At 60.4% G+C, this 26365-nt stretch carries 29 protein-coding genes and 1 pseudogene; 12 read left to right on the top strand and 18 right to left on the bottom strand.

Features of this window, described 5'->3' with window-relative positions:
* Positions 1-88: 88 nt before the first annotated feature.
* The 3 genes from CQ041_RS17550 (at position 89) to CQ041_RS17535 (ending at position 3284) form a co-directional block, all read left to right on the top strand.
* Positions 89-1537 carry a mechanosensitive ion channel domain-containing protein gene (locus CQ041_RS17550; RefSeq protein ID WP_105523654.1) on the top strand — a complete coding sequence of 483 codons (1449 nt, stop codon included), beginning with the start codon at positions 89-91 and terminating at the stop codon, positions 1535-1537.
* Positions 1538-1842: 305 nt separating this feature from the next.
* Positions 1843-2361 (top strand): sigma-70 family RNA polymerase sigma factor, encoded by a 519-nt coding sequence (locus CQ041_RS17540; RefSeq protein ID WP_105523653.1) that lies wholly within the window; start codon positions 1843-1845, stop codon positions 2359-2361.
* Positions 2358-3284 (top strand): FecR domain-containing protein, encoded by a 927-nt coding sequence (locus CQ041_RS17535; RefSeq protein WP_105523652.1) that lies wholly within the window; start codon positions 2358-2360, stop codon positions 3282-3284. The genes CQ041_RS17540 and CQ041_RS17535 overlap by 4 nt, the downstream gene beginning before the upstream one ends.
* 40 nt (positions 3285-3324) lie before the next feature.
* On the opposite strand, the gene CQ041_RS17530 is transcribed toward CQ041_RS17535, so the two are convergent.
* From CQ041_RS17530 to CQ041_RS17520, 3 genes are read right to left on the bottom strand one after another with little or no spacing between them, the layout of a single operon-like run.
* Positions 3325-4035, bottom strand: a complete 711-nt coding sequence (locus CQ041_RS17530; protein ID WP_105523651.1) for an ABC transporter ATP-binding protein — start codon at positions 4033-4035, stop codon at positions 3325-3327.
* Complete coding sequence (locus CQ041_RS17525; protein WP_105523650.1) at positions 4032-4853, bottom strand: ABC transporter permease; 822 nt, start codon at positions 4851-4853, stop codon at positions 4032-4034. Before CQ041_RS17525 ends, CQ041_RS17530 begins: the two co-directional genes overlap by 4 nt.
* Positions 4854-4863: 10 nt before the next feature.
* The gene (locus CQ041_RS17520; RefSeq protein WP_105523649.1) at positions 4864-5820 is read right to left on the bottom strand and encodes an aliphatic sulfonate ABC transporter substrate-binding protein; all 957 of its coding nucleotides are present in this window, start codon (positions 5818-5820) and stop codon (positions 4864-4866) included.
* Positions 5821-6138: 318 nt separating this feature from the next.
* Between CQ041_RS17520 and CQ041_RS17515 the strand changes: the two genes are divergently transcribed.
* Entirely contained in the window at positions 6139-6354 is a 216-nt protein-coding gene (locus CQ041_RS17515; protein WP_003173733.1) for a molybdopterin-binding protein, read from the top strand.
* Between the two features lie 42 nt (positions 6355-6396).
* Here the strand turns inward: CQ041_RS17515 and CQ041_RS17510 are convergent, their stop codons facing one another.
* Positions 6397-7542, bottom strand: a complete 1146-nt coding sequence (locus CQ041_RS17510) for a MalY/PatB family protein (RefSeq protein WP_105523648.1) — start codon at positions 7540-7542, stop codon at positions 6397-6399.
* A gap of 167 nt (positions 7543-7709) precedes the next feature.
* On the opposite strand from CQ041_RS17510, the gene ggt reads away from it, so the two are divergent.
* Positions 7710-9434 carry a gamma-glutamyltransferase gene (gene ggt, locus CQ041_RS17505; RefSeq protein ID WP_105523647.1) on the top strand — a complete coding sequence of 575 codons (1725 nt, stop codon included), beginning with the start codon at positions 7710-7712 and terminating at the stop codon, positions 9432-9434.
* Positions 9435-9647: 213 nt separating this feature from the next.
* Here the strand turns inward: ggt and CQ041_RS17500 are convergent, their stop codons facing one another.
* The 4 genes and pseudogenes from CQ041_RS17500 to CQ041_RS26855 form a co-directional block, all read right to left on the bottom strand.
* On the bottom strand, positions 9648-10172 hold the full coding sequence (locus tag CQ041_RS17500) for an AAA family ATPase (RefSeq protein WP_105523646.1): 525 nt from the start codon (positions 10170-10172) through the stop codon (positions 9648-9650).
* Positions 10169-10732 (bottom strand): nicotinamide riboside transporter PnuC, encoded by a 564-nt coding sequence (gene pnuC, locus CQ041_RS17495; RefSeq protein WP_105523645.1) that lies wholly within the window; start codon positions 10730-10732, stop codon positions 10169-10171. The genes CQ041_RS17500 and pnuC overlap by 4 nt, the downstream gene beginning before the upstream one ends.
* Positions 10733-10792: 60 nt before the next feature.
* The gene (locus tag CQ041_RS26860) at positions 10793-11527 is read right to left on the bottom strand and encodes a methyl-accepting chemotaxis protein (RefSeq protein ID WP_371923024.1); all 735 of its coding nucleotides are present in this window, start codon (positions 11525-11527) and stop codon (positions 10793-10795) included.
* A 120-nt stretch (positions 11528-11647) separates the two neighbouring features.
* Positions 11648-12337: pseudogene (locus tag CQ041_RS26855) on the bottom strand (cache domain-containing protein); the annotation flags it as partial.
* Between the two features lie 317 nt (positions 12338-12654).
* Here CQ041_RS26855 and CQ041_RS17485 point away from each other — a divergent pair.
* Both CQ041_RS17485 and CQ041_RS17480 read left to right on the top strand, forming a co-directional pair.
* Positions 12655-13485 (top strand): undecaprenyl-diphosphate phosphatase, encoded by an 831-nt coding sequence (locus CQ041_RS17485; protein WP_105523643.1) that lies wholly within the window; start codon positions 12655-12657, stop codon positions 13483-13485.
* Entirely contained in the window at positions 13482-13865 is a 384-nt protein-coding gene (locus tag CQ041_RS17480) for a DUF1294 domain-containing protein (RefSeq protein WP_105523642.1), read from the top strand. The genes CQ041_RS17485 and CQ041_RS17480 overlap by 4 nt, the downstream gene beginning before the upstream one ends.
* On the opposite strand, the gene CQ041_RS17475 is transcribed toward CQ041_RS17480, so the two are convergent.
* The gene (locus tag CQ041_RS17475; protein WP_177429396.1) at positions 13854-14204 is read right to left on the bottom strand and encodes an MmcQ/YjbR family DNA-binding protein; all 351 of its coding nucleotides are present in this window, start codon (positions 14202-14204) and stop codon (positions 13854-13856) included. The two genes, CQ041_RS17480 and CQ041_RS17475, sit on opposite strands and share 12 nt — an antisense overlap.
* 2 nt (positions 14205-14206) lie before the next feature.
* Positions 14207-15115 carry a LysR substrate-binding domain-containing protein gene (locus CQ041_RS17470; RefSeq protein WP_105523640.1) on the bottom strand — a complete coding sequence of 303 codons (909 nt, stop codon included), beginning with the start codon at positions 15113-15115 and terminating at the stop codon, positions 14207-14209.
* A 123-nt stretch (positions 15116-15238) separates the two neighbouring features.
* On the opposite strand from CQ041_RS17470, the gene CQ041_RS17465 reads away from it, so the two are divergent.
* Both CQ041_RS17465 and CQ041_RS17460 read left to right on the top strand, forming a co-directional pair.
* Complete coding sequence (locus CQ041_RS17465) at positions 15239-15850, top strand: FMN-dependent NADH-azoreductase (RefSeq protein WP_105523639.1); 612 nt, start codon at positions 15239-15241, stop codon at positions 15848-15850.
* 213 nt (positions 15851-16063) lie between these two features.
* Complete coding sequence (locus CQ041_RS17460) at positions 16064-17101, top strand: dienelactone hydrolase (protein WP_105523638.1); 1038 nt, start codon at positions 16064-16066, stop codon at positions 17099-17101.
* Here CQ041_RS17460 and CQ041_RS17455 read toward each other — a convergent pair.
* From CQ041_RS17455 to CQ041_RS17445, 3 genes are all read right to left on the bottom strand, one after another.
* Entirely contained in the window at positions 17095-18270 is a 1176-nt protein-coding gene (locus CQ041_RS17455; protein WP_105523637.1) for an MFS transporter, read from the bottom strand. The two genes, CQ041_RS17460 and CQ041_RS17455, sit on opposite strands and share 7 nt — an antisense overlap.
* A 157-nt stretch (positions 18271-18427) precedes the next feature.
* The gene (locus CQ041_RS17450; RefSeq protein ID WP_010210624.1) at positions 18428-20014 is read right to left on the bottom strand and encodes an ABC-F family ATPase; all 1587 of its coding nucleotides are present in this window, start codon (positions 20012-20014) and stop codon (positions 18428-18430) included.
* A gap of 20 nt (positions 20015-20034) precedes the next feature.
* Positions 20035-21228 carry a tyrosine-type recombinase/integrase gene (locus tag CQ041_RS17445; RefSeq protein ID WP_105523636.1) on the bottom strand — a complete coding sequence of 398 codons (1194 nt, stop codon included), beginning with the start codon at positions 21226-21228 and terminating at the stop codon, positions 20035-20037.
* Positions 21229-21803: 575 nt separating this feature from the next.
* Here CQ041_RS17445 and CQ041_RS17440 point away from each other — a divergent pair.
* Positions 21804-22046: a hypothetical protein gene (locus CQ041_RS17440; RefSeq protein WP_105523635.1), complete on the top strand. Its 243-nt coding sequence runs from the start codon at positions 21804-21806 to the stop codon at positions 22044-22046.
* Positions 22047-22364: 318 nt separating this feature from the next.
* Here the strand turns inward: CQ041_RS17440 and CQ041_RS17435 are convergent, their stop codons facing one another.
* Entirely contained in the window at positions 22365-22730 is a 366-nt protein-coding gene (locus CQ041_RS17435) for a hypothetical protein (RefSeq protein ID WP_105523634.1), read from the bottom strand.
* A gap of 95 nt (positions 22731-22825) precedes the next feature.
* On the opposite strand from CQ041_RS17435, the gene CQ041_RS17430 reads away from it, so the two are divergent.
* Positions 22826-23476, top strand: coding sequence for a hypothetical protein (locus CQ041_RS17430; RefSeq protein ID WP_146116076.1), 651 nt, complete (start codon positions 22826-22828; stop codon positions 23474-23476).
* Here the strand turns inward: CQ041_RS17430 and CQ041_RS17425 are convergent.
* Both CQ041_RS17425 and CQ041_RS17420 read right to left on the bottom strand, forming a co-directional pair.
* Complete coding sequence (locus CQ041_RS17425; RefSeq protein WP_105523632.1) at positions 23473-23790, bottom strand: DUF4406 domain-containing protein; 318 nt, start codon at positions 23788-23790, stop codon at positions 23473-23475. The two genes, CQ041_RS17430 and CQ041_RS17425, sit on opposite strands and share 4 nt — an antisense overlap.
* Positions 23787-24431, bottom strand: a complete 645-nt coding sequence (locus CQ041_RS17420) for a hypothetical protein (protein WP_105523631.1) — start codon at positions 24429-24431, stop codon at positions 23787-23789. Before CQ041_RS17420 ends, CQ041_RS17425 begins: the two co-directional genes overlap by 4 nt.
* 70 nt (positions 24432-24501) lie before the next feature.
* On the opposite strand from CQ041_RS17420, the gene CQ041_RS26220 reads away from it, so the two are divergent.
* Positions 24502-25359 carry a DUF2971 domain-containing protein gene (locus CQ041_RS26220; RefSeq protein ID WP_146116075.1) on the top strand — a complete coding sequence of 286 codons (858 nt, stop codon included), beginning with the start codon at positions 24502-24504 and terminating at the stop codon, positions 25357-25359.
* Positions 25360-25446: 87 nt separating this feature from the next.
* Here CQ041_RS26220 and CQ041_RS26600 read toward each other — a convergent pair whose 3' ends face one another.
* The gene (locus CQ041_RS26600; protein ID WP_256586812.1) at positions 25447-25617 is read right to left on the bottom strand and encodes a hypothetical protein; all 171 of its coding nucleotides are present in this window, start codon (positions 25615-25617) and stop codon (positions 25447-25449) included.
* Entirely contained in the window at positions 25614-26315 is a 702-nt protein-coding gene (locus tag CQ041_RS17415; protein WP_256586811.1) for a DNA cytosine methyltransferase, read from the bottom strand. The genes CQ041_RS26600 and CQ041_RS17415 overlap by 4 nt, the downstream gene beginning before the upstream one ends.
* Between the last annotated feature and the right edge of the window lie 50 nt (positions 26316-26365).

Here is a 26365-nt window from a genome sequence, read left to right as displayed (position 1 = left end):
ACTTCGTCGCTCACATCTCAGCACACCCGCTATACCCCACAACCCCATTTCATGCGATCTTCTGGCCATTCGCCCTGGAGTCGCCTGGATGCCTTCATTCATTTCCGAACACCCGATGCTTTGCGCGTTGGCGCTGATCCTCATCGACATTGCCGTCTGGCGCCTGATTTCCCCCCAGTTGGCCAATTGGAAGCTGGGGGCGCGGTTGGTGATTTTTGCCGTGTACAGCGCCGTGCTGTTCAACGACGGCATGAACCCGATGCAAATTGCGCCCTATGGCGAGCACACCGCGATGCACCTGGCCGCCACGGCGTTGCAGATTGGCTGGTGGCTGTTTGCGGCGCGCACGCTGACGGTATTGCTCGGGGCGTTGATGATGCAGCGGGTCGGGCATACCGGGCGGTTGTTGCAGGATTTGATGGGGGCGGTGATTTTCCTGATCGCGATCATCGCTGCCATGGCTTACGTGCTGGACCTGCCGGTCAAAGGCGTGCTGGCCACGTCCGGGGCAGTGGCAATCATCGTCGGCCTGGCGTTGCAGAGCACCCTCAGCGATGTGTTTTCCGGGATTGTGCTCAACACCACCAAGCCGTATCAGCTGGATGACTGGATTTCCATCGACGGCACCGAAGGCCGGGTGACCGATATCGATTGGCGCGCGACGCGCCTGCAAACGTCCCAGGGTAGCTTGGCGGTGATTCCCAACTCGCTGGCGGCCAAGGCCAAGATCATCAACTTTTCGCGCCCGGCGGACATGTTCGGGCTGGCGGTCAGCCTGCAAGTGAGCCCCCATGCGCGTCCGCAAACGGTGATCGAGGCTTTGGAGCGGGCGATGCAGGGCTGCCGGCCGCTGTTGGCCAAGCCGGCGCCGAGCGTGGCATTCAAGGCGTCGGTCAGCGGTGGCGTGGAATACGAAATCAGCGGTTTCGTGCCGGCAATGGCGCTCAAGCGCGAGGTCCGGAACCAGCTTTACGACCTGGCCTTCCGGCACCTGCAGGCCGCCGGCGTCGGCTTGCTCTCGGCCACTGAAAGCAGCGCACCGCCGGCGATGTCGGCGGCGCGGGCGTTGCTCGAGCGTTCGTCGATTTTCTCCACCCTGCGTCAGGAAGAGAAGGAAACCTTCAGCCAGAACATGGTTCAGCACACCTACCGCAGCGGCGAGATGATTTTGCCGGCCGGGGAGGTCAGCGACCATCTGTTCATCATCGAATCCGGTGTGGTCTCGGTGATGCTGACCAAGGCCGGGCACAAGTTCGAAGCGGGGCGCATGGGCCCTGGCGAGGTCATTGGCGAGGCGGGCATCCTGTCGGACCAGGCGGCCCTGGCGGATTTCTCCGCAAAGACCTTCTGCACCGCCTACCGCATCGAAAAGGAGTTCCTCACACCGTGCCTGGACGCGCGGCATGACATCAGCGAGTCAATGAAAGCCCTGCTGGATTACCGCCTGCATGCTGCCCAGGCGCTGATCGAGGAATCGCCGGTGGTACCGGTGAAGAAGGGCTTCCTGCAGTGGTTGCGCAAGCGCCACGGCGGCTAGAAATCGGCGATGAATTGCACACCGCCCACCAGCGCGCTGATGGAGCTGACCGCGATGATCGCGCCGCCACGGCCCTGGTTCTTCATCTGGTTGGCCGCTGCCTGCACGGCGACATAACAAATTCCTTCAATGGGCCTGGCGGCGGCGCTGCCGGTGGCTATGGAGGTGCGCCTGTTTATTGACCTGCTGCGCCAGAAGGCGGCGATGCTGTAAACGCGATGTTGAAAATAGCGTGGTGCGCCGACGCGATATTAATTAGAATTAATCTCATTTGAGACATAGTCGCGCCGCGCAGGTTGCTTGCCATGAATGATGCTGTTGTCCCGACGCACGCCCCTGAGCTGACATTGTCGAGCCTCTACCGCGACCACCGCAGTTGGCTGGAAAGCTGGCTGCGCCGGCGGCTGGGCAACGCCTGGGATGCGGCGGACCTGAGCCAGGATACGTTCTTGCGCGTGCTTGCCAGTGCCCAGCCGATCGCGCAGATGCAGGAACCCCGGGCGTACCTGGTGACGGTAGGCAAGCGCCTGCTGGTCAACTTCCATCAGCGTCGCAGCCTCGAGCAGGCCTATCTGAATGCGCTGGCCAGCCTGCCCGAAGCGTGTGTGCCGTCGCCCGAACAGCGCTGGCTGATGCTGGAAACCCTGCAAGCCCTGGATGAGTTGCTCGACGGCCTGCCGGTGTTGGTCCGCCGCGCGTTCCTGTGGAGCCAGCTCGAAGGCCTGGGGTATCGCGAGATTGCCGAGCGCCTGGAAGTGTCCGAACGCACCGTCAAGCGTTACATGGCCCAGGCCTACGAGCATTGTCTGCTGGTGGACCTGTGAGCCGCGATGTTGCCCGCGCCGCTGCGCAATGGCTGGCGTTGCTGGAATCCGGCGCGGCCACCGAGCGTGATCATGTTGCATTGCAGCACTGGCGCGACAGCCACCCGCAGCATGAACAGACCTGGCAGAAAGCCCAATCCCTGCGTCAACGCTTCAGCGGGTTGCCCCAGGCCCTGGCGATGGCGAGCCTCGACCGCCCGCAACCGGGGCGGCGTGCCGTGCTCAAGCGTGCGCTGGGGGTAGCGGCGCTGGTGCCGGCGACGTGGCTGTTGAGCCGTCAATTGCCCATCGACGTGTGGCGAGCCGACCTGCATACCGCGACCGGCGAACGCAAACGCCTGCCGTTGGCCAATGGCGCTAGCCTGCAGCTCAACACGGCCACAGCCGTGGACGTGATCGAGCGGCGCATCCGCCTGGTGGAGGGTGAGCTGGCGCTGAATGTGCCGGGCACAGCCGCCATGACCGTGCAGACGCGCTACGGGGAGCTCAAGGTCAGCCAGGCTGAAGTCTGCGTGCGTCAATTCGCGAGCGGGTGCCGGGTGTCGGTGCTCAAGGGCGTTGTTGAAGTACGTGACCTCAATGGGCAGTTGGCGACGTTGCAAGGCGGCCAGCAAGCGTCGTTGAAAGCCGGCCAGCAAGCGTCGTTGAAAGCCGGCGGGCTCGGCCAGTGGGTGCCGTTCGACGTGCTGCAACTGGGTTGGCGCGAGGGTGTGCTGGCAGCGCAGAACCAGCCGTTGGGGGATTTCCTGCGGGAGTTGGAGCGTTATCGGCCGGGGGTGTTGCGCTGGGATCCGCGCCTCGAAGGTTTGCGGGTAACCGGCAGCTTTCGTCTGGATGACACCGACCGCATCCTCAACCTGCTGGCCTCGACCCTGGGCTTTGAGGTGCACGCGCGCACCCGGTATTGGGTCACTCTGAGTTAAGTGTGGGAGGGAGCAAGCCCCTCCCACATTCAACACACACTCAGATGACGTGCGCGCGCTGCAACTCGGTCAACGACAGCGCCTTCAGCTGCGCCAGGAGTGGATCGCGTCGATCCCTCGGGTGCGGCAAGTCCACCGCCAGTTCCTGGCGAATACTGCTCGGCCGGTTGTCCATCACCAGAACGCGGTCACTGAGGTAGAGCGCCTCGTCCACATCATGGGTCACCAGCAGCAACGCGATGGCGTGGTGCTCGGCCAGTTGCAGCAGCAAGTCCTGCAGCTTCATGCGGGTAAACGCATCCACTGCGCTGAACGGCTCATCCAGCAGCAATACCTGGGGGCGCGAGTACAGGCCGCGTGCGATGGCGACCCGTTGCGCCATGCCGCCGGACAGCGCCTTGGGCAGCGCCTGGGCGAAGCCTTTGAGGCCGACTTCGTCGATCAATTGCGCGACCCAGGCCTTGTCGTAGCGGCTGTCATCGCTGAAGCCGATGTTCTGCTCCACCGTGAGCCAGGGCATCAGCCGTGGTTCCTGGAACACGAACGCGACTTCGCCGTCGGGGCTGTGCAAGTGGCCCTGGAAGTCCTGTTCCAGCCCGGCGACGATGCGCAGCAAGGTGCTTTTGCCACAACCGCTGGGGCCCAGCAGGCTCACCGCTTCACGCGGTTGCAAGGCCAGGTGCACGTCTTTGAGTACCGTGGTGCTGCCGAAGCTTTTGCGCACCACGTGAATGTCCAATAGCGGGTTCATTGTGCCGTCCCCTGGAAGGTGTCGCGCCACGCCAGGCAGCGCTTTTCCAGCGCCGCGAGCAGGCCGTCGCTGACCTTGCCGAGCAGCGCGAGCACGATGATCGCGGCCAGAACGATGTCCGGCCGTGAGGTTTCCCGCCCGTCACTGAGCAGGTAACCCAGGCCCTTGGTCGCGGCGATCAATTCGGCCGCCACCAGGAACATCCACGCCAGGCTCAAGCCGCTGCGCAATCCGGTAAACAGGCCGGGCAGGGCGGCCGGCAGCAGGATGCGTCGCACCAATCGCCGCCGGCTGAAGCCGTACATTTGCCCGACTTCCACCCACTTGCGGTCGATATCGCGGATGGCCGCGACACCATTGAGGTACACCGGGAAGAACGCGCCGATGGCGATCAGCACGATCTTGGAGGTCTCGTCGATGCCCAGCCACAACAGCAACAGCGGCACCCAGGCCAGGCTCGGGATCGAGCGCAGCCCGGCGAATGTCGGTTCCAGATAGGCCTCGGCCTCGCGGCTCAGGCCGACCCACGCGGCAAACACCAAGGCCAGGCTGGCGCCGATGGCAAAGCCCAGCAGGACGCGGCCAAGGCTGGCGCTGATGTGTTTCCACAATGCGCCTTCGGCCAGGTCGCCGAGGGTAACGGCGATCTCGCTGGGGGCCGGCATCTGGTAGGACGGCAGCCAGCCGATGCGCACCACCCCTTCAAGGATCAACAGGATCAGCACCGGCAACACCAGCCCCTTGAGGCGTCGCGGCCAGGCGCTGCGGTTGATCAGCACCGGCGCGGGCAGCGGCAGTGCTTGGCTTTTGCTGGTCATCGCGGGCCCCTTATTTGCCGAACGAGGTGTCGATCAACTGGTCGATCACCTGGTCCACATTCACCCCTTTGCGCACCAGTTCCTCGGACACCAGGATCGGCGCAGCGGCCTTCGACGATTGCACATCCTTGGCGCTGAGGAACGGGGTGCTCAGGTCGGTTCGCGACAGTTGCAACTTGGCCACTTCCAGCGGCAGGCCGGATTCGTCGGCGAGCAGCTTGGCGAACTCATCGGGGTGTTTCACCGCCCAGTCACGAGCTTTTTCATAGGCGCCGAGCACCTTGGTGATGGTCTGCGGGTGCTCCTTGGCGAACTTCTCGGTGACGCTCACCACGCCGTAACTGTTGTAGTCCTTGTTGCGGTACAGCAGGCGCGAGCCGGCCTGGATTTCGCTGGCGGCCATGTGCGGGTCGAGGCCGGCCCAGGCGTCCACGTCACCCTTCTCCAGGGCGGTACGACCGTCCGGGTGTTGCAGGTGCACCAGTTCCACGTCGTCCTTTTTCAGCCCGGCTTTTTGCAGGCTGCGCAGGGTGAACAGGTACGGGTCGGTGCCCTTGGTGGCGGCGATTTTCTTGCCCTTGAGGTCGGTAACGCTGGTGAACGGCGAGTCTTTGCGCACCACCAGGGCGGTCCACTCGGCGCGGCTGTACACGTACACCGATTTGATCGGGCTGCCGTTGGCGCGGCTGAGTACGGCGGACAGGCTGGCAGACGAGGCGAAGTCCACGCCGCCGCTGTTGAGGTATTCCAGCGAGCGGTTGCTGCCCTGGCTCAAGACCCAGCCGACCTTGGTTTGCGGCAGGGCTTGTTCCAGCCAGCCGAAGTGCTTGAGTACCAGGCTGACCGGCGAGTAGTAGGCGTAGTCGAGGTTGACTTCGGCTGGCGTGGTTTCGGCCGCCTGTGCCAGTGGCTGCAGGCAGAAGGCGAGGGCGCAGGCGCCGAACAGACGTTGAGTGAAGAGTTTCATGGAACAGCTCCGGCAAGGCATTGAGAGAAGGCTTTTCTTATATTCAGAAAACTGAAATGGCATGTTCCATCATGCTTTATAGGAATATGCAGTCTCTGTGCCATCTGCTGCGGGCGCCTGTTTATGGGGGCTGAGGCCTGAGGTGCTGTGGCGGAAAAGGGCAAATTGTTGAACGACTGTTGCCTGAGCAACAGTTTATATATTTCCTAATCGAATAAACAAAGAGTTATTTATTCCTTTTAATCTCTGCGTGAACGGCGCATTTTGATGGCCTGCGCATTCGTGCGGATTGACCCAATAGTTAAAAGGAAAGCCGACATGACCATTAAAGCGATCAACGTGCGCAACCAGTTCAAGGGCGTGATCAAGGAGATCCTGCTGGGCGAAGTGGTGTCTGAGATTGACGTGCAGACCGCATCCGGCATCGTGACGTCGGTGATCACCACCCGCTCGGTGCGTGACCTGGAATTGAAAGTGGGCAGTGAAGTGATTGCCTTTGTGAAGTCCACCGAAGTGTCCATCGCCAAATTGTGAACCGCCTTCCAATGCGGGAGAGGCCAGCCCCTCCCGCATTGTTTAGCGCATCTTCAGGGCCTGCTCCATGCGCTGCAGTCCTTCTTCCAGCATGGCCCGTGGGCAGCCGAAGTTCAGGCGCACGAACTGCTGGCTGTCATCGCCGAATTCAATTCCCGCACTCAACCCGACCTTGGCCTGCTCGAGGAAGAACTGCTGTGGGTCATCCAGCCCCAGCGCGCTGCAATCCAGCCAGGCCAGGAACGTACCCTGCGGCGCGTGCATGACCACGCCCGGCAGGCGGGTTTGCACGGCATCGAGCAGGTAGTCGCGGTTGGCTTGCAGGTAGTGCTTGAGTGCCTCGAGCCAGTCGCCGCACTGGCTGTAGGCTGCGCGGGTGGCTTCCAGGCCCAGAGGGCTCACGCTGTCGACCATGCCGCAGCGGGCATTGTTGAAGCGCTCGCGGATCTCGGCGTTCTGGATCACTGCAAAGCAGGTTTTCAAACCGGCCACGTTATAGGCCTTGCTCGCCGACATCAGCGTGATGGTGCGCTGGGCAATCTCCGCGCTGAGGCTGGCAGTGGGGATGTGGCGGCGGCCGTCGAAACACAGCTCGGCGTGGATTTCGTCGCTGATGATCAGCGCGCCCTGTTCCAGGCAGGCGTCGGCCACGGCCAGCAGTTCTTCACGGGGGAATACCTTGCCCATCGGGTTGTGCGGGTTGCTCAGCAGCAGTGCGCCGGCGCCGGCCAATGCATCGCGCAGGGCAGACAGTGGCGTGCGGTATTCACCGTCGACCCGTTCGAACGGCACTTCGATACGCGGCAGGTTCCAGTTCCCCGGCGCCAGGCGGATCGGCCGGTAATTCGGGGTCTGCAGCACCACCGGCTGGCCCGGTTGCACAAAGGCATGCAGCGCCATATTGAAACCGGGTTCGACGCCGGGCAAAAACAGCAGCTCTTCGGGCAGAACGCGCCAGGCGTATTTGTTCCACAGGTCGGCGACGATGGCTTCGCGCACATCGGGGCCGGCCACGCTGTAGCCGAGGATCTGCTGGTCGAGGCGCTCGCGCAGGGCCTGCAACACCGCGGGCGGCGCGGCGATGTCCATGTCGGCGATCCACATCGGCAGTACCTCGGCGGGGTACCGGTTCCATTTGGTGCTGCCGGTGCCGAGGCGGGGGTGGATCGTGTCGAAGTCAAAGCTCATGGGGGGCTCGTGTCATGGAGGCGGCTGGAAACGGGGGCGAAATATAACATGGCGTTTACAGCGGCCGTTCCGTGACCGACAGGTTCTGTAAAAAAAACGCCATCGCGCTGGGGAATCAATTCGGGACGGGCTATTTTGGTGCACCTCAATAAATAGAGTAGCCATGGATGAAATACCAACCCTTCAGCCGTACCTTGATTGCCACCGCGCTGGTGCTGACGGTCAGCGGAGTGCAAGCCGCTTCCCAGGCCCCAGTGGCGGGTGAAAATGGCATGGTGGTGACGGCCCAGCATTTGGCCACTCATGTGGGTGTGGATGTACTCAAGGCCGGCGGCAACGCGGTGGATGCGGCAGTGGCCGTGGGTTATGCGCTGGCGGTGGTGTACCCGGCGGCAGGCAACCTGGGCGGCGGTGGTTTCATGACCGTGCAGCTGGCCGACGGGCGCAAGACCTTCCTCGACTTCCGTGAAAAAGCCCCGTTGGCAGCGACTGCCGACATGTACCTCGACAAAGACGGCAACGTCATCGAAGGCCTCAGCGCCAAGGGCCACCTGGCCGTGGGCGTGCCCGGTACCGTCTCGGGCATGGAACTGGCCCTGAGCAAATACGGCACCCTCAAGCGCGCCCAGGTGATTGCCCCGGCGATCAAACTGGCAGAAAACGGCTTTGCGCTGGAGCAGGGCGATATCGATCTGCTGCATACCGCCACCGGCGAGTTCGAGAAAGACAAGGACATGCGCGGCATCTTCCTGCACAACGGCCAGCCGATGCAGGTGGGCCAGAAACTGGTGCAGAAGGACCTGGCCAAGACCCTCAAGGAAATCTCCGCCAAGGGCAGCGACGGCTTCTATAAAGGCTGGGTCGCCAAGGCGCTGGTTGATTCCAGCCAGGCCGGCAAGGGCATCATCACCCAGGCTGACCTGGACAAATACAAGACCCGCGAACTGGCGCCGATCGAGTGCGACTACCGTGGCTATCACGTGGTCTCGGCACCGCCTCCGAGCTCGGGTGGCGTGGTGATCTGCCAGATCATGAACATCCTCGAAGGCTACCCGATGGCCGACCTCGGCTACCACTCGGCCCAGGGCATGCACTACCAGATCGAAGCCATGCGCCACGCATATGTGGACCGCAACAGCTACCTGGGCGACCCGGATTTCGTCCAGAACCCGATCGAGCACCTCTTGGACAAGAACTACGCGGCCAAGCTGCGTGACGCCATCGAGCCGCACAAGGCCGGTGATTCCCAGGCGATCAAGCCGGGTGTGTCGCCCCATGAAGGCAACAACACCACCCACTATTCCATCGTCGACAAGTGGGGCAACGCGGTGTCTGTCACCTACACCCTCAACGACTGGTTCGGTGCGGGCGTAATGGCGAGCAAGACCGGGGTGATCCTCAACGATGAAATGGACGACTTCACCGTCAAGGTCGGCGTGCCGAACATGTACGGGCTGGTCCAGGGCGAAGCCAACGCCATCGCACCGGGCAAGGCGCCGCTGTCGTCGATGAGCCCGACCATCGTCACCAAGGATGGCAAGGCAGTCATGGTGGTGGGGACGCCGGGTGGTAGCCGCATCATTACTGCGACCCTGCTGACGATGCTGAACGTGATCGACTACAAGATGAACATCCAGGAAGCCGTGGACGCGCCGCGCTTCCACCAGCAATGGATGCCGGAGACTACCAACCTGGAAACCTTTGCGGTGAGCCCGGATACCCAGAAGATCCTCGAGAGCTGGGGCCACACGTTCGCCGGGCCGCAGGATGCCAACCACCTGGCCGCGATCCTGGTGGGTGCGCCGTCGCTGGATGGCAAGCCTGTCGGTAAAAACCGGTTCTACGGGGCGAATGACCCGCGTCGCAATACGGGCCTGTCCCTGGGCTACTAACAGCCGGCTTGCCCGTGAAGGCGGTGGGTCAGTCGAATCCTGTATCGAATGACCCACCGCTATCGCAGGCAAGCCAGCTCCTACATTGGATGTGTGTCGGGCCCGGAAAATCCGTCCAACGCCAGCCCCCTGTGGGAGTGGGCTTGCCCGCGATAGCGGTGTGTCAGTCGAAGCAAGTGCAAGCTGGCCCACCGCTATCGCAGGCGTACTGTGTTAATGCTGCAGCAGTTGTTCAACGGCTGAAAACGCTGCTTGTCTGCGTGCCTTCCAATCCCCTCGAATCTCCAGCACCGGCTGTCGATGTTGTTGCATCCAGTCCAGGCTGCCCTGGAAAAACGCTTGGCGATCCGCCAGTTCCGGCTGGCAGCGTTGGCCATCGGCGGTCCATTCCACATCCTCCGGTGACAACAGCAAATGCAGGTCGTAGTGCCGGGCCAACAGTTCGCTGTCCAGCCACGCCGGGTAATCGCCGAACAGGGTCTGGCTCCACAGCTTGTTGGTGAGCAGGTGCGTGTCGAGGATCAGCAACGGCGGCTGTTGCGCCCGCGCGGCATCCTCCCAGGCCAGTTGGCCGTGGGCGATGGCAGGGATGTCCGCCAGCGTGGTGTCGCGCTGATGGTGATCGATGAAATAGCGCACATATTCACCCACCATCAAACCGCCAAAATGCGCATGCAACTCGGCCGCCAGCCAACTTTTGCCGCTGGATTCAGGCCCCGCCAGGACTACCACCTTCATGGCTGCAACGCCGGGTCGGCGCGCCATTCACGCCAGCCTTGCACGGCGATCACGGTGAACAGCGCGTAGAGCGCAGCGGTGAGGTAGAGGCCTTTGTAGAGGAACAGCCCGACGAAGATCACATCCACGACAATCCACAGCGGCCAGCACTGCACGCGTTTCTGCGCCATCCACAGTTGCGCCACCAGGCTGAAGCCAGTCAGGGCGGCGTCGAGCCAGGGTTGGGCAGCGTCGGTCCAGTGCGCCATGGCAGCGCCGAGCAACAGACTGCCGACGGCGCCGACGGCGAGGCTGGTGCTGACCGCAGGCCAGCCGAGGCGGGTGACCTGGCGGCCTTGCTGGATGTCACCGGCGCGCGTCCACTGCCACCAGCCGTAGACTTGCAGCCCGGCGTAGACCACTTGCAACAGCATGTCGGAATAGAGTTTCACGTCGTAGAACACCCAGGTGTACAGCAGCACCATCACCAGGCCGATGGGCCAGCACCAGGGATTTTGCTTGACCGTCAGCCAGACAGCGATCACCCCGAGGGCGGCGGCGAACAGTTCAAGCCCGGACATGGCGGTTCCTTGGGAGAAAGTGAGAGGGCGGTGATTGTAAACAAATCACCGCCTTTGCGCTCAGACCTTGAATGGGCGCAGCAGGCCGTTGAGTTGTTCGCTCAGGCCACGCAAATGCACGCTCGCCACACTTGACTGTTCCGCCGCCAGCGCGGTGCTGTGGGACAACCCGGCAGCCTGGGTCACGTTCTGATTGATGTCTTCCACCACATGAGCCTGTTGCAGCGTGGCGCTGGCAATCGAGGCGTTCAGACCGTTCAGGTTACGCAGCGCCTGGCCGATGGCCGTCAGGCTGGCACCGGCCTGGCCAGCTTGCTCGATGGTCAGTTGGGAGGCGCTGTGGCTGTCGCTGATCACTTTCACTGCCGCTTCCGAATGCCCTTGCAGGCGCTCGATCATCACCTGGATCTCGGCGGTGGATTTTTGTGTGCGCTGGGCCAGCAGGCGCACTTCATCGGCCACCACGGCAAAACCGCGACCCTGCTCGCCTGCTCGCGCAGCTTCAATCGCCGCGTTGAGCGCCAGCAGGTTGGTCTGGTCGGCGATGGAGCGGATCACTTCGAGCACGCCGCCAATCTGCGTGCTTTCGCTGGACAAGGTGCGGATCACGTCCACAGCCTGACTGATGGTGCCGGACAGTTGGTCGATCTGTTGCAGGCTGCCGTCGATGTTGATCTGGCCCTGCTGCGCCTGGGCCTGGGCGTCGCGCATTTCGCTGGCGGCGTGTTCGGCATTTTTAGCCACGTCCTGCACGCCGTAGGTGACCTCGTTGATGGCCGTGGCCACCAATTCCATTTGCTGGGACTGTTGCTGGCTGCGGTCATGGGCCTGGGTGGCGTTGCTGCCCAGCTCGGTCGATGACTGGCCCAGCGCGCCGGCACACACCTGCAACTGGCTCACCACCTGGCGCAGCTTGGCGGTGAAACTGTTGAAGTGTTCGGACAGTTGGGTGACTTCGTCCCGGCCATGGGTGTCGAGGCTGCGGGTCAGGTTACTTTCGCCGCTGGCGATGTTGGCCATGGCGTTCACCGCGGCCTGCAAGGGCCGCACGATGCTGCGGGCGATCAACGCCACCAGCAGGGCCATCACCCCTGCGATGCCCAGGCCGATGAACGAGGCTTTCCACAGCTGTCCGGTGAATTCGGCCTGCACATCGTCTACATAGACGCCAGAGCCGATGACCCAGCCCCAGGGTTCGAACAACTGGATGTAAGAGGTTTTCGCCACCGGCGCGTCGGCACCTGGCTTGGGCCAGCGATAGTTGACGATGCCCGCGCCCTTGGCCTTGGCCAGTGCCACGAACTCGTTGAACACCGCGAAACCGTCTGGGTCGCGGATGGCCGACAGGTTCTGGCCGTCCAGCTTGGGGTTGGCGGCGTGCATGATCATCACCGGGGTGAGGTCGTTGATCCAGAAATAGTCGTCGTGGTCGTAGCGCAGCCCGCGCACCACGCTCAACGCCTGCTTCTGCGCGGCTTCACGGGTGAGCGCGCCGGTTTTCTCGAGGTTCTGGTAATAGCCGAGCACGCCACTGGCGGTTTGCACCACGTGCTGGGTCTGCTGGCGCTTGGCCTGGTACAGGTCATCATGGATCTGCTTGAGCATCAGCAGGCCCAGTGCCAGCAACATCAACACGGCGACTATCAGGATCAGCCAGAGGCGGCGGCTGATCGACATACTGCGCAAACTGTTCATCGTCCTGTCACTCCGTGCTTTTTATAATTGTATGCGTGCATCGACTTTTACGATGTGTCTGATAGGCTTTCGGCCCGACACCGGAAAACCTGAGTACTGTCTGATTTTTCACGGAATTTTTGCATTCCGCCGTTGATCATCATCACTGAGCCTTCAGTGCGTTTTTCGTCAGTGAACCACTAAAAATAGTCACGGGGCATGCCACGTACATGACCTCAGGGGGAAGCATGGATTTTTGGACCGCCATTCAGGCATTGATTCTTGGCATCGTGGAAGGGCTGACGGAGTTCCTGCCGATCTCCAGCACCGGCCACCAGATCATCGTCGCCGACTTGCTGGACTTTACCGGTGACCGCTTCAACGCCTTCAATATCATCATCCAGTTGGGTGCGATCCTGGCGGTGGTGTGGGAATTTCGGCGCAAGATCATCGACGTCGTCGTCGGTTTGCCAACCCAGCCCAAGGCCCAGCGGTTTACCGTCAACCTGCTGATCGCGTTTTTGCCGGCCGTGGTGTTGGGGGTGATCTTCGCCGACCTGATTCACCATTACCTGTTCAACCCGGTCACCGTGGCCACGGCGTTGGTGGTCGGTGGCATCATCATGTTGTGGGCAGAACGCCGTGAGCATGAGGTGCATGCCGAAACGGTGGATGACATTACCTGGAAAGACGCGCTCAAGGTCGGCTTTGCCCAATGCCTGGCGATGATTCCGGGTACCTCGCGCTCTGGCTCGACGATTATCGGCGGCCTGCTGTTCGGCTTGTCGCGCAAGACCGCTACCGAGTTTTCGTTCTTCCTGGCGATGCCGACGATGGTCGGTGCGGCCGTGTATTCGGGCTACAAGTACCGCGACCTGTTCCAGCCAGCGGATTTGCCAGTGTTCGCCATCGGGTTCGTCACCTCGTTCATTTTTGCGATGATCGCGGTCAAGGGCCTGCTCAAATTCATCGCCAGCCACAGCTATGCGGTGTTTGCCTGGTACCGCATTGCGTTCGGCCTGTTGATCCTGGCCACGTGGCAGTTCGGTTGGATCGACTGGGCGGCGGCCAAGGCATGAACATCCAGCATCCGCGCCTGAAAGCGGCGCTCTTCGTGCTGCTGTGCGCGGCGCCGTTGTTGGGTGCGGTGCTGGTCTGGCTGCGGGGCGAAACGCTGATCCCGCTGGTGGCCTATGGCGTGGTCAGCGTGCTGGCGTTCTTCATGTACTGGAACGACAAACGCAAGGCCCGCACCGACCGTTGGCGCACCCCGGAAAACATCCTGCACGCCGTGGAACTCGCGGGCGGCTGGCCAGGCGCATTGATTGCCCAGCAGGTGTTTCGGCACAAGACGCGCAAGGTGTCGTATCAGGTGCTGTTCTGGGTGATCGTGCTGTTGCACCAGGTGTTCTGGCTGGACCAGTTGTTCCTGGGGGGCACCTTGCTGTCAGTCCTCTAGCCGCAAGCCGATTTGCGTGCGCTTGGGCAGCTTGCTTACTACCAGTTGGTGGGAACGCTGCAGCAGCCTACGCAATTCCTCGGCGCCCAGCGGGTAGGGCACGTTCACGATGACCCACTGCGCCCTCGCCAGATACGGCGCCGGGTGGATGCCAGGTCGGTCGACGTGGCCGAGGAACAGTTCCTTGTCCACTTTGAACGCCAGCGAGTCACCGCGCAGGCCCTGCAAGGCGAACATCTTGTTGCCGGCAATCGAAAACACCCGCACTCCGCCCCATTTGTAGTCTTCCCGCGCGCCGGGCAGGCTCAGGCAGAAGGCAGCGACTTGCGCTTCGGTCATCTTCACAGTAGGCGGTCTCCGCAGTTCTTGAAGCCTTCTTCCAGGTAGTCGATCCACGCACGAATGGCTGGCAATACGCCACGCCGATGCGGGTACACGGCTTGCAGCCAGCCGCCCGGCAAGGACCATTGCGGCAGCAGTTGCACCAGGTGGCCGCGGGCCAATTCCTCTTCGCAGTACATCATGGGCAGGACGGTGAACCCCAGGCCCATGATCGCGCTGGCCTTGCGCACAATGAAGTCATCGATGCCCAGGCGTGCTTCCATCACCAATTCGTGGGGATTGCCGTCGGGGTCGAGAATGCGCTGGTGCACCATGCGGTCGGGCTCGAGCGCGCCGAGTATGGGCAGTTGCCTGAGGTCTTCGAGGGAATGAATGTGCTTGCCGAGCAAGAAGGCCGGGCTGGCCACCAGCACGGTTTGGGCGGCGCGCAGGCGCTTGGTCACCAGCAATGGGTCTTCGTCACCGAGTTCGCGCACGCGCAGGGCCACGTCAATGCCCTCGGCCACCAGGTCGACACGGCGGTTGACCAGGGTCATCTCCAGTTGGACCTGGGGGTGCGCAGCAAGAAACCCGGCCACCAGCTCCGGCAAGATGTGCTGGGCCATGCCCACCGGGCAACTGACCCGCAGCCGTCCGCGTGGCTCGCTGGACATGCTGGCCACGGCTTCATCGGCCATCTCGGCTTCCAGCAACATAGCCTGGCAATGGCGCAGGTAGCGCTCGCCGACGGCGGTGAGGGTTAGTTGGCGCGTGGTGCGTTGCAGCAGGCGCGCGCCGAGGCGCTCTTCCAGCTCGGCAATGCGTCGCGACAGCCGCGACTTGGGAATGCCCAACAGTCGGCCAGCGGCCGCAAAACCGCCGGCTTCGACGACTTTGGCAAAGTAGTAGAGATCGTTGAGGTCTTGCATGAACGGCCCATTGTCTCATCAGTGGGACAAACTATCGCATTTCAGCCGGCTTATCGACCATTGGTTTCATGCGTAGGATCGCACCATCTGATCGCCACTGACGATCCTAATCGGAGATTTCCCATGAAACTGTTGCATATCGATTCCAGCATCCTCGGCGACAACTCGGTTTCCCGTCAGCTCAGCGCGGCGGTGGTCAACGCCTGGCAAGCCGCAGACGCTTCCGTGGAAGTGACGTACCGCGACCTGGCCGCTGAAGGCATCAACCACTTCTCCGGTGCGACCCTGGGTGCCCTTGGGACACCGGAGGCTGCCCGCGATGCAGCGCAGAAACACGAAGCCGACCTGAGTGCGTCGACCCTGGCTGAATTCCTCGCCGCCGACGCCATCGTGCTGGGCGCGCCGATGTACAACTTCACCATCCCGACCCAACTCAAAGCCTGGATCGACCGCATCGCGGTGGCCGGCCAGACCTTCCGCTACACCGAAGCCGGCCCGGAAGGCCTGTGCGGCAACAAGAAAGTCATCATCGTTTCCACCTCGGGCGGCCTGCACGCAGGTCAGGCCAGCGGTGTGGCCCACGAAGACTACCTGAAACTGCTGCTGGGCTTCCTCGGCATCACCGACATCGAAATCGTCCGCGCCGAAGGCCTGGCCTACGGTGATGAAGTGCGCAGCAAAGCCTTGAGCGAGGCCAACCTGGTAATCAGCGAGCAATTGTTCGCCGCCGCCTGAGTAAGGCTTGCGTAAAATATCGCTGTTCCCCGTTTCAATCTGAAACGGGGCGCCTAAACTCTGTATTCTGCTCGCCGCAAAGCGACCGGAGTACGGAGTTTTTTCGTTTGCCTGCGGTCTTTTTCAATATGGCCCAGGTTATGCAACATGGGTTTATACCCTGGATGTTTAATGCGACATGTCGCTTCTCCCGCAGCAAAGGTGGACATCCCCATGATGCGTCTTTGTGCTGTTCTGGTTCTTTCCCTGCTCGGTGGCCTGATTTCAGTGCACGCCGCGCCCGCGCCGCACCCCCATTGGAGTGTGGGCTTCCACCGCATGACGTTTCTCGATCCGCTGGACCTGCAGCCGATGAAGGCCGTTGCGTTCTACCCGTCCACCGACGCCGAGCACACCACGCAGTTGGGCGCTTATCACGTCGCGGCGTCGGAAGATTCCAAGATCGCCATCGGACGGTTTCCGATGTTGATGCTGTCCCACGGCAACACCGGCACGCCGCTGGCCCTGCATGACCTGGCCACCTCGCTGGCGCGCAAGGGCTTCGTGGTGGTGGCGGTGCTGCATCCGGGCGACAACTATAAAGACCACAGTCGCCTGGGCACGGTGAGCAACCTCTACGGTCGGCCGATCCAGATCTCCGAAGCCATCACCGCGACCCTCGGCGACCCGATGCTGTCGCCGTTTGTCGATGTCGACCAGGTTGGCGTGATCGGTTACTCGGCAGGGGGCGAGACCGCGTTGATCCTGGCGGGGGCCAAGCCGGATTTCGACCGCTTGCGGCGCTACTGCCAGGAACGCCCGGAAGATCGTGACGCCTGCACCACCCAGGGCGAATTGGTGATGGACCGCGACGACCTGCAGCCTCAGGCCGACCCCCGCATCCACGCGCTGATGCTGATGGCGCCGCTGAGCCTGATGTTCGGCCGCCACACCTTGGCAGATGTTCATGTACCCGTGCTGCTCTACAGCGGGGATGGCGACAAACTGGTGGCCGTCGACAAGAACGCCGCCGCCCTGGCACGCAAACTGCCGCAACCGCCAGACTTCAAGTTACTGGCCGGGGCAGGGCACTTCGTGTTCATGGCGCCGTGTGACAGCGATCAAATGGCGGCGATGCCGGCGCTGTGCACCGACGCCGAGGGCGTCGACCGCAAGGGTATCCACCGCGACTTGATCTCCGAGGCCGGGCGGTTTTTCAGCCACGCCCTCGCCGAACCTTCCCGGGCGGGGTTGCAGACCGCTGATCAGTAAGCGCGGCGCTGGAGCAGCAGGGTCAGGCCCAGGGCGCTGATCGATAGGAGCGCGGCGCAAAAGAAGATCCAGCCGTAGCCCAGGTTCAGTGCGATAAAACCCATCATCGGCCCGGCAATCGCCAGGGCCAGGTCAAAAAACACGGCATACGCACTCAAGCCCGCGCCACGGCTGCTGTTGGGTACCTGCTTGATCGCTTCGACGCCGAGCGCCGGGTACACCAAGGACAGGCCGAAACCGGTGAGCCCGGCGCCAATCAACGCCACGCCGGTGGACGGCGCCAGCCAGAGCAGGGTGAGGCCCAGCGTCTCGATGACCATGCAGCCGATTGCCGCGGGGAAACCGCCGAAGCGGCTGATGGCGGAGATAAACACCAGGCGCGACAGGATGAAACAGGCGCCGAACATGGTCAGGCAGTAAGCCGCTCCGGTCCAGCCGCGATTGACGTAATACAGGGTGATAAAGGTGGTCAGCGTGCCGTAGCCGATAGACGCCAGGCACAGGCTGGTGCCGAATGGCGCGATACGCCCGAACACCGCCCAGAATGGCAACCGTTCACCGCGCACGACCGGTACCGAGGGTTTGTTGCGGATCAGCACCAGCCCCAATGCCGACAGCACCGCGAGGGCGATTCCGAGGCTGTTGTAGCCATATTCGGCGACCATCACCACGCCCAGCGGTGCGCCGATGGCAATTGCGCCGTAGGACGCAATGCCGTTCCATGAAATCGATCGCGCCGTGTGCTCGGCGCCAACCTGGCCCATGCACCAACTGATGGTGCCCACGCCGATCAGGCCCTGAGCCACGCCCAGCAGCAGCCGCCCAGCGATCAGTACGCCGAGGCTCAGTTGGGGCAGGCTGTGCAACAACGTGGCGAGCAACGTCAGCCCACCACTCAGCAGAATCCCCGCCAACCCCAACACAATCGCACGCTTGGTGCCGACGTTATCCGACATCCTCCCGGCCATGGGCCGGCTGAGCAGGGTAGCCAGGTATTGCGAGCCGATAGTGAGACCGGCCACCACCGCGCTGAAGCCCAACTGGTCGTGCACATAGCCGGGAATCACCGCAATCGGCAGGCCGATGCAGATGAAGGCGATGAAGGTATAGAAGACGATGGAGACGATCTGCAGGGTGATCGACAGAGAACTGGGGGCGGCGGCAGGCATGATCACTCGTTCGCTGGCGGGCGGTGGACGCATCATGGCAAGCGGCTGGGAGAAAAGAAAGCAGGCTAACTATCAATGCGGGTGCGCCACACGCATGCAAAAAGCCCCGTCACAGTGGACGGGGCTCTAGCGTGCGGCTTGTAGCTAAACGTGGGTGTTAGAACACAACGCCTTGGCTACGCAGGTAGTCGTCATAGGTGCCGCTGAAGTCGATTACGCCGGTGGCGCTCAACTCGATGATGCGGGTGGCCAGGGACGATACGAACTCACGGTCGTGGCTGACAAAGATCAGCGTGCCCGGGTAGTTTTCCAGCGCCAGGTTCAGCGCCTCGATGGATTCCATGTCCAAGTGGTTGGTCGGTTCGTCCATGATCAGTACGTTCGGCTTTTGCAGGATCAGCTTGCCGAACAGCATGCGGCCTTGCTCACCACCGGAAATCACCTTCACCGACTTCTGGATCTCGTCGTTGGAGAACAGCATGCGACCCAGCGTGCCACGGATCATCTGCTCGCCCTGGGTCCACTGGCCCATCCAGTCGAACAGGGTGACGTCGTCTTCGAAATCATGCGCATGGTCCTGGGCGTAGTAGCCCAGTTCGGCGGCGTCGGTCCACTTGATGCTGCCGGCGTCCGGGGTCAATTCGTTGACCAGGGTGCGCAGCAGGGTGGTCTTGCCGATACCGTTCGGGCCGATGATCGCCACGCGCTCGCCGGCTTCAACCTGGAAGCTGAAGTCCTTGAACAGCGGCTTGCCGTCGAAGCCCTTGGCCATGCGCTCGACGATGACCGCCTGGCGGTGCAGCTTCTTGTTCTGCTCGAAACGGATGAACGGGCTCACACGGCTCGAAGGCTTGACCTCGGCCAGTTGGATCTTGTCGATCGCCTTGGCACGGGAAGTCGCCTGCTTGGCTTTCGAGGCGTTGGCCGAGAAGCGGCTGACGAAGGATTGCAGTTCGGAGATCTGCGCCTTCTTCTTGGCGTTGTCCGACAGCAGTTGCTCGCGGGACTGGGTCGCCACGGTCATGTACTCATCGTAGTTGCCCGGGAACAGACGCAGCTCGCCGTAGTCCAGGTCAGCCATGTGGGTGCACACGCTGTTCAGGAAGTGACGGTCGTGAGAGATGATGATCATCAGGCTGGAACGCTGGGTCAGAATGTTTTCCAGCCAGCGGATGGTGTTGATGTCCAAGTGGTTGGTCGGTTCGTCGAGCAACAGCACTTCAGGATCGGAGAACAGCGCCTGGGCCAGCAAAACCCGCAGTTTCCAGCCTGGAGACACTTCGCTCATCGGGCCAAAATGCTGTTCCAGCGGAATACCCAGACCTAGCAACAGTTCGCCGGCACGGGACTCGGCGGTGTAGCCGTCCATCTCGGCAAACTCGGTTTCCAGCTCGGCCACGGCCATGCCGTCTTCTTCGCTCATTTCCGGCAGCGAGTAGATGCGATCGCGCTCGGCCTTGACCTTCCACAGCTCCTCGTGACCCATGATCACGGTGTCGAGCACGGTAAATTCTTCGTAGGCGAACTGGTCCTGGCGCAGCTTACCCAGGCGCACATTCGGCTCCAGCATGACCTGGCCGCCGGACGGGTCGAGGTCGCCACCGAGGATTTTCATGAAGGTCGACTTGCCGCAACCGTTGGCACCGATCAAACCATAACGGTTGCCAGCGCCGAACTTGACCGAGACGTTCTCGAAGAGCGGCTTGGCGCCGAACTGCATGGTGATGTTAGCTGTGGAGATCAATTACTTTACCTATCAATAGCTTAGGGTGCGCTTATTTGAACTGGGACCAATTTGGGACCAATCTGGAGCTTTTGCATTTCGCTCCAGTCCGAGCTTGAGTTGATCCAACGCGCATAAGTCGAGAGCAGCATCTGCACACTATGGCCGAGCTGCTGGGAGATGAAGGCGGGGTTCATGCCAGACATAATGCATATTGTCGCATAGGTGTGACGACAGTTGTATGGCGGGCGACGACGGATGTTCAGCGCCTTCAGTGTCGGAATCCATTGCTTGTGCAGGTCGGAGGTCTGCCGGACGTACTCTGCGTTCTTCGACGGCGGGAAGACGAAAGGGGTTTCCAGAACCTTTCCCTTGCCCTTTTTCCGACGTTCTGCATATTCCCTGGCGAAGGCCACTGCGTGCAGCGCCCGGTCATTCAACAATACAAAGCGGTCGCCACCCGTTTTCGTGCGCTCCACCACTTCCCCCAGTGCGACACCACGACACACGTGGGCCGTCTTCTTATGCTCGTCTACCTCGTCCCAGCGCATCGCCAAGGCTTCGGATAGACGCATTCCTGTAAAAAACACAAACTCAAAAAATGCCGCATAGATCGTGCTGGGCCAGTGGTCGTGCTCGTACATCTTGGCGATGATCTGGTTGGCTTCGTCCAGGGTGAATGGATCGATTTCCTTTTTAGTGCGCTTGGGCAGCTCGAGGATGGCAGCAGGGTTTTTCGGGATCAGCTCCTCGTTGACCGCCGAATTCAGGATGGTCGACAGTTTCGAGATCGCGTTGCGCTTCACCCCGGGTGACTTCCACTCACTGGCGGCCATGACCCGGCGCAGTAGGGTGGTGGTGATCAGATCGATCCTCACCAGGGCAAGGCCCGGCATCCAGTAGCGGTTCAGCGCGCCCTTGTAGTTCCCCTTCGTGCCAGCGACTACCTCCCGACTATCCAGCCAGAGCTGGGCGTACTCGCCGAAGTTGATCTTGCCCCCGGACACATTACTGGAGCTGGGGAACAGCTCGGCGTACTTGTCGTCGTCGAGCAACCCCAGCTTGATCAGACCTTTTACTTGATCAACAACCTGTGAGGCAGACTTGATTCCTTTCTGTGTCGGGGGATAGGGGAGCGTTTCACTGCGCCGGCTGCCGTTCCACATAAAGCGGATGCGGATCGATCCGTGGTGGAGGTCCATTCCTGCGGGCAAACCCATTGGCTTTCGAGCCATTCGTAGTATCTCCTGATGCTGTAGATAATCCTGCCGCAATGAGTGTTCCAGACACCTTCGGGTATCTGCTTTCGGGCGCGCTTGGAGCGCAGGGCGGCGAGGGTGGTACCAAGGATTTGTGCCATCTGCGCCTCGGAGACTTTGTCGCCGGTGATGCCGTCGTTGAATTGTTCGGCTGCTGACATGGGGAGTCCTGGCCGCACGCGGCGGCAGAAGGTGGCCCGCCGCTCACCGGCAGGCACATATGGTTTAATAGGAAAAATTCTTGAATGGAATCGAACGATGGATAAGGCGTTCAAGCAGCCGATATTCCTAGTGGGACTGCCCCTTACGATTTGTGGCTTTGTTTTTGGAATTACTGGCCTGCTCTCGAGTGGAACACTTGCCTATGTCGCTCCGGGACTCTTGATACCTGGCTTAGTTTTCCTGGCGATAGGCTGGCGTAGACGGGACAAGTAAAGCGCCTCTCTCCGGCAAGCATGTAGGGGGGGGATTGATGGCTTTTCGCCTGGATTCCTGCGGCGCAGGGAAGCGTGTACAAGTTTGTTCAATGCATCTGGTGTTCAGGAGGGCGCGTGTCGCACAACCTCGATGTTCCAATTGCCCATTCGTATCGGGGTCACACGATGGTTCTCAAGTTCGACTGGCGCCGTCCGAACGACGATGCGCCGATTGCCGCGAAGATCATCGAGCCAGCGCCAATTGATGGGTTGGGCGAGGTTGCCGCTGAACTGACTGGGCCCTGGCCCGACTACCCAGCCGCCCTCGATGAAGCTATGGCTGCTGCTGAGCGTTGGATCGATAGTCAATTGTCCTGACACCGATTACCGGCAGGCATGTAGGGGGATGGTTTTTATTTGAAATCGATCCTGGACTAGATCGAAAGCTGTGCTAGAAATGACATGTCGCGCATGCATTTCAGAAATTTGCTGTTGAGGTGTATTGCCGGCTGGCGCTCTATCAAGCCATTGGAGCGCGCCCTTCATGCTGTGGGCAGTGATTCAGTGGACCGTAGTAGTTAGCTGCGAGTTAAACAACTCCCTTCCTCTGGGCTAGTAACTCAACGCCTTGGTCCATTGGTCACATCCACGCCCGGCATTTTCAGATCAACTCGCTCGAGAGCCTTAAGGTGGAGGTCATGGCGTCACCCGGTTTTCAGCCTGCAGTTCGGCGTAGAGCTCGGCGGCCAGGCCAACCGGCCACCAGTAGCGCGCCCGCTGATAATCGGGATAGCTCTCTTCGCGGAGCACCAGACCTTTGCGTCGCAGGGCTTTGAAGATGCTCAATACGGATGGAGCAGAGGTGCCCAGGCGTTGCGCTACTTGATAGCTCAAGCCGCCCATACCGAACACGCACGCCTGATCTCCAAGAGTTAGCTTCCTGAGGTCTTCCTGGTGCAGATACGCCTGCTTTTCAACATATCGATAGGCGTTTTTGCGCCCGATCTTGCGCAACTCATCGAGGACGAGGTGCTGTTTTTCCGTGAGCTTCACCGTTTTCATGGGCGAGTTCGTCCTTGCCGCTATAGCGGCTGACTTTGAAGGGGGAGGGGTTAGTAGGTTAAGCTCTCAGTCTTAAGTAACATGGCGGAAATAAAATGAGCAGAACGAACGGCTATGTAATTTTTTGCTACTGTTGTTTATTGTTTTGTGCTGGAGTTGTATTTGGTTTTATTTTTACGAAATCGGGTGAGGTGAGCTTTATTACGTTCCTTGGAGCTCTTTCAAGCTTAGCTACAATTGGAGCTGCACTCACTGCTGTATATGCATTAAATTCATGGCGCACGCAGTTTAAACACGCAGAAAAGTATCGAATGATAAAAGAGCTCAGGGATATGACTAGTGACCCTGATTTCATCAGGCGCTTTGTGATATCTGTTCGAGATCAATTGATGAACTCCTTAAACAGTGAGACGCTTGAAGATGATCCAAGCGAGGTGATGAAGGATTTTGGAATGGAGCTGTGGTGGCAGCACTCGAAAAGCTTGAATTACGCATGGAGCAATATGTGTGAAATACTCAGTGATGAAGATATTTCTAGGTTTGCTACGCGCCCCTCTGATTTGGATGATTCTGTTACCGAATGGTTTGAAAAGATGATTTATATTGTTTTCGAGGACGAGCGCCCGAGGCTTAGGCGTCACTTGAACCTGGTAAAGGAAACAGCTAGAGGTGGGAAAGAGATCACGTCTCAATATAAAGAGTTAGAAACGGGCGCGCGCGCTCTTATTAAGAATTTATCTGCCTAGATATTTATCGGGTGAGATGTAACCAGATCATGGGCATTCACCACCGTCATGCCGGAGCGTTCGGCGATCAAGACTTCCAGGCGGGCACCCTTTGAATACTCCCCGCCGGGTAGGGTGGCCACGGTGTCGCAGTCCATCAGGGCGGCAATGTCGCGGCGCATGCAGTCGTTCAAGGTACCGCCGTCGGGGTTGAGTTCGGCGGGGTTGGTGACGGTGTGGCCGTCGGCGCGCAGGTTGTCGGTCATTGCGTGGAATGCGGCGAAGTTGAGGCCGGGCAGTCCGGTCATGGGGCCGCTGAGGTAGATACGCTTCATGCTGCCTCCTGCTGCAGCGATTCCAGCCGCAGCGCTTCCTGAACTGCCTCGACTACGCGCTTTAGGTACGTGAATTCGTGGTTTTCCTCGACGGCCTTGTCCCCGACGGGGTAGTGCCACTCATCACCGAAAAGCTCGGTCAGTAACGTGCTGTGATGCCAGCATTCGTTCGGCGACTCAACGCTGCGCAGAACATCGATGTCATGCCACAGCTCCATGGCCTCGCCCTTGCTCAGCTCGCCCAGCTCCCAGTCGTGGCGCCCGGTTTGCTGCCGCCTGCGCTGGACGATGCACTTTTTGGCGAAGGTGTGGAGCGCGTCACCACTGAATCGCGTGCTACTGATCCCGCGATCCAGGCAGTTCAGGACGTAGCCCCAGTCACATTTAGCGACGAACTCGGCGACGGTGCGCGGCCCCATCCCGCCCCAGTATGCGTTCCAGCTGTTGTCCCAGCAGTTGATGGTGATCTTGCCTTGGCCCGTCTGGTAGTTTGGATCGGAATCGGTCGGGCAGTCGCGCCGGCCGAAGTCCTCGAGGAAGACGGTGATCGGGTCCAGCCGCGGCGCGCCGGTGATGACCAGCTTTGTGACTGTCGATAGCTCAACCTTCAACGGCGTGTCCGGTTTTTTTTCTACGGGCATAGACAGCCTCCATTTATTGGTATGGTGGGAGATAGGTGTTAATGTCGTAAAAACAGCAAGTGGTGCGTGTATGGAAGTCGAGATTCTAAAGAGTCTAAATCGCGAAGACGTGTTGTGGCGTTATATGTCACTAGATAAGTTTGTGAATATTGTTAGTGATGAATCCCTGTTCTTTTCTCCGCTAAGTTATTACGCTGATACGGATCCGTTTGAAGGTTATCCTCCTTTGGTAGCATTGCGAGCTATGTATGATATAAGCGGTAAGGCATACGAAGGGACACGCGCCATGCTCGCGTTGTTAGAAGCAAACGGTATGCCTCCGCATGTTTCTCAAAATGACGGCGTTAAAAAAATGCGTTTGTCTATTGATAATCGTGATTCGAACTTTAAGAAGTTAATTGATGCTGTATTTAAAGGTACGTTGGTAAGCTGTTGGTATCGTTCGGATCACCAATCTGAGGCTATGTGGAAGTTATATAGTGATCAGAATAAAGGGGTTGCAATCAAAACTACTGTCGGAGATCTAGAAAGCGCTTTGCTCAGTTGTGCGCAAGTAGATAAAAAAATATTTATTGGTGCAGTGAAATATCTTGATTACGACGACGAAAATCTTTCTCCCCTTGACTGTAATGTTGATGGGCATATTGTTCCAATGCTAAAGCGTATATCTTTTGCCCACGAGAATGAGGTGCGAGCCTTTTTTGTGGGTGAAGCCTCTCATTCTAATTTTGAGAATTTTGTACCCTCTCATCGCACATTATCTATAGATGTGAGCAGCTTGATAAAAGCTGTTTATATATCTCCATATGCAAAAGCGCCTTTCCCTCAATCAGTCAGAGCAATCTGCAACGCCTTCAATTTGACTTGTCCGGTAGAGGAATCTGACCTGTTGTCGGGAGCAGAAAAGCTTTTTAACTTTAAGGGGTAAGACGTATCAGCTCTGAAAGAACGCTTGTGATCGTATCGGTGTAGTGAGTCCTTGCCGGGCCATGCCCGGGCGGTGGGGTGGGGGATTTCAGAGTTGTTGCAGAAGGCGCCGGCCGATCCAGCGAACCACGGTGACGGCCTTGCTATTGCCAATCGCCTTGTAGCGGGGACCGTCCGGGCATTCGCTGGCAGGCTTGCCACGCCAGGGGATCAGGGTGTAATCGTCGGTAAAGCCTTGGCAGCGCTCCCACTCGATCACACTGGTTCGGCGGACGCCCCCGGGCTCCAGCACATATGCCTCTCGGTCATCGAGAGAGCCCCCCCCCCTTGTGCCGTGAGAGTAGGGTGAAGTGCAAACTCCGACGACCGTCCCGGCGGGCTATCCCGGCGAGTGCCTTCGCGCTCAAAAAGTACCTCGGCGGGATCGAACCCGTCTCGAGCACTTGCGACAACGAACACACGACGGCGTCGTTGGGCCAGGCCGAAATATTGGGCGTCCAAGACCCGCCACGCGATTGCTCTTTTGGGTCCATACACACAACCAGCGTTCTGCCATTTTTTCCCTGGAGGCTGCAGCTCGCAGTCTTCCCCAGCAAGCGCGCCAAGAAAGCATCCGAAGGCGTTCCCTTTGTCGCTGAGGACGCCTGGGACGTTCTCCCAGACGATGACGCTGGCGGGCTTTCGCTGGCCAGCGCGAACATAGTCAACTGCATCTGCAAGCTCCACGTATTTGATGGTGAGGGCGCCGCGCGGGTCGGTGAGTCCTTCGCGCATACCGGCGACCGAGAAGGCCTGGCAAGGGGTGCCGCCGACCAGCACGTCCGGCGCCGGGATCTTGCTGGCCAGCACCAGGGCGGCCAGCTTGGTCATGTCGCCGTGGTTCGGCACGTCGGGGTAATGGTGGGCCAGTACCGCTGAGGGGAACGGCTCAATCTCGGCGAACCACGCAGCGCGCATGCCCAGCGGTCCCCACGCTTGCGTAGCCGCTTCTATCCCCGAACAAACGG

The sequence above is a fragment of the Pseudomonas sp. MYb60 genome (assembly GCF_002979555.1).
Taxonomy (GTDB): Bacteria; Pseudomonadota; Gammaproteobacteria; order Pseudomonadales; family Pseudomonadaceae; genus Aquipseudomonas.
The sequence above is the reverse complement of the archived record's forward strand: the minus strand, read 5'-3'. Positions and strand labels throughout refer to the sequence as shown.

Coding starts and splice junctions, on each gene's coding strand:
- CQ041_RS17550 (WP_105523654.1), top strand. CDS start 89: ATGCCTTCATTCATTTCCGAACACCCGATGCTTTGCGCGTTGGCGCTG.
- CQ041_RS17540 (WP_105523653.1), top strand. CDS start 1,843: ATGAATGATGCTGTTGTCCCGACGCACGCCCCTGAGCTGACATTGTCG.
- CQ041_RS17530 (WP_105523651.1), bottom strand. CDS start 4,035: ATGAACCCGCTATTGGACATTCACGTGGTGCGCAAAAGCTTCGGCAGC.
- CQ041_RS17525 (WP_105523650.1), bottom strand. CDS start 4,853: ATGACCAGCAAAAGCCAAGCACTGCCGCTGCCCGCGCCGGTGCTGATC.
- CQ041_RS17520 (WP_105523649.1), bottom strand. CDS start 5,820: ATGAAACTCTTCACTCAACGTCTGTTCGGCGCCTGCGCCCTCGCCTTC.
- CQ041_RS17515 (WP_003173733.1), top strand. CDS start 6,139: ATGACCATTAAAGCGATCAACGTGCGCAACCAGTTCAAGGGCGTGATC.
- CQ041_RS17510 (WP_105523648.1), bottom strand. CDS start 7,542: ATGAGCTTTGACTTCGACACGATCCACCCCCGCCTCGGCACCGGCAGC.
- ggt (WP_105523647.1), top strand. CDS start 7,710: ATGAAATACCAACCCTTCAGCCGTACCTTGATTGCCACCGCGCTGGTG.
- CQ041_RS17500 (WP_105523646.1), bottom strand. CDS start 10,172: ATGAAGGTGGTAGTCCTGGCGGGGCCTGAATCCAGCGGCAAAAGTTGG.
- pnuC (WP_105523645.1), bottom strand. CDS start 10,732: ATGTCCGGGCTTGAACTGTTCGCCGCCGCCCTCGGGGTGATCGCTGTC.
- CQ041_RS26860 (WP_371923024.1), bottom strand. CDS start 11,527: ATGGAATTGGTGGCCACGGCCATCAACGAGGTCACCTACGGCGTGCAG.
- CQ041_RS17485 (WP_105523643.1), top strand. CDS start 12,655: ATGGATTTTTGGACCGCCATTCAGGCATTGATTCTTGGCATCGTGGAA.
- CQ041_RS17480 (WP_105523642.1), top strand. CDS start 13,482: ATGAACATCCAGCATCCGCGCCTGAAAGCGGCGCTCTTCGTGCTGCTG.
- CQ041_RS17475 (WP_177429396.1), bottom strand. CDS start 14,204: ATGACCGAAGCGCAAGTCGCTGCCTTCTGCCTGAGCCTGCCCGGCGCG.
- CQ041_RS17470 (WP_105523640.1), bottom strand. CDS start 15,115: ATGCAAGACCTCAACGATCTCTACTACTTTGCCAAAGTCGTCGAAGCC.
- CQ041_RS17465 (WP_105523639.1), top strand. CDS start 15,239: ATGAAACTGTTGCATATCGATTCCAGCATCCTCGGCGACAACTCGGTT.
- CQ041_RS17460 (WP_105523638.1), top strand. CDS start 16,064: ATGATGCGTCTTTGTGCTGTTCTGGTTCTTTCCCTGCTCGGTGGCCTG.
- CQ041_RS17455 (WP_105523637.1), bottom strand. CDS start 18,270: ATGCCTGCCGCCGCCCCCAGTTCTCTGTCGATCACCCTGCAGATCGTC.
- CQ041_RS17445 (WP_105523636.1), bottom strand. CDS start 21,228: ATGGCTCGAAAGCCAATGGGTTTGCCCGCAGGAATGGACCTCCACCAC.
- CQ041_RS17435 (WP_105523634.1), bottom strand. CDS start 22,730: ATGAAAACGGTGAAGCTCACGGAAAAACAGCACCTCGTCCTCGATGAG.
- CQ041_RS17430 (WP_146116076.1), top strand. CDS start 22,826: ATGAGCAGAACGAACGGCTATGTAATTTTTTGCTACTGTTGTTTATTG.
- CQ041_RS17425 (WP_105523632.1), bottom strand. CDS start 23,790: ATGAAGCGTATCTACCTCAGCGGCCCCATGACCGGACTGCCCGGCCTC.
- CQ041_RS17420 (WP_105523631.1), bottom strand. CDS start 24,431: ATGCCCGTAGAAAAAAAACCGGACACGCCGTTGAAGGTTGAGCTATCG.
- CQ041_RS26220 (WP_146116075.1), top strand. CDS start 24,502: ATGGAAGTCGAGATTCTAAAGAGTCTAAATCGCGAAGACGTGTTGTGG.
- CQ041_RS17415 (WP_256586811.1), bottom strand. CDS start 26,315: ATGCGCGCTGCGTGGTTCGCCGAGATTGAGCCGTTCCCCTCAGCGGTA.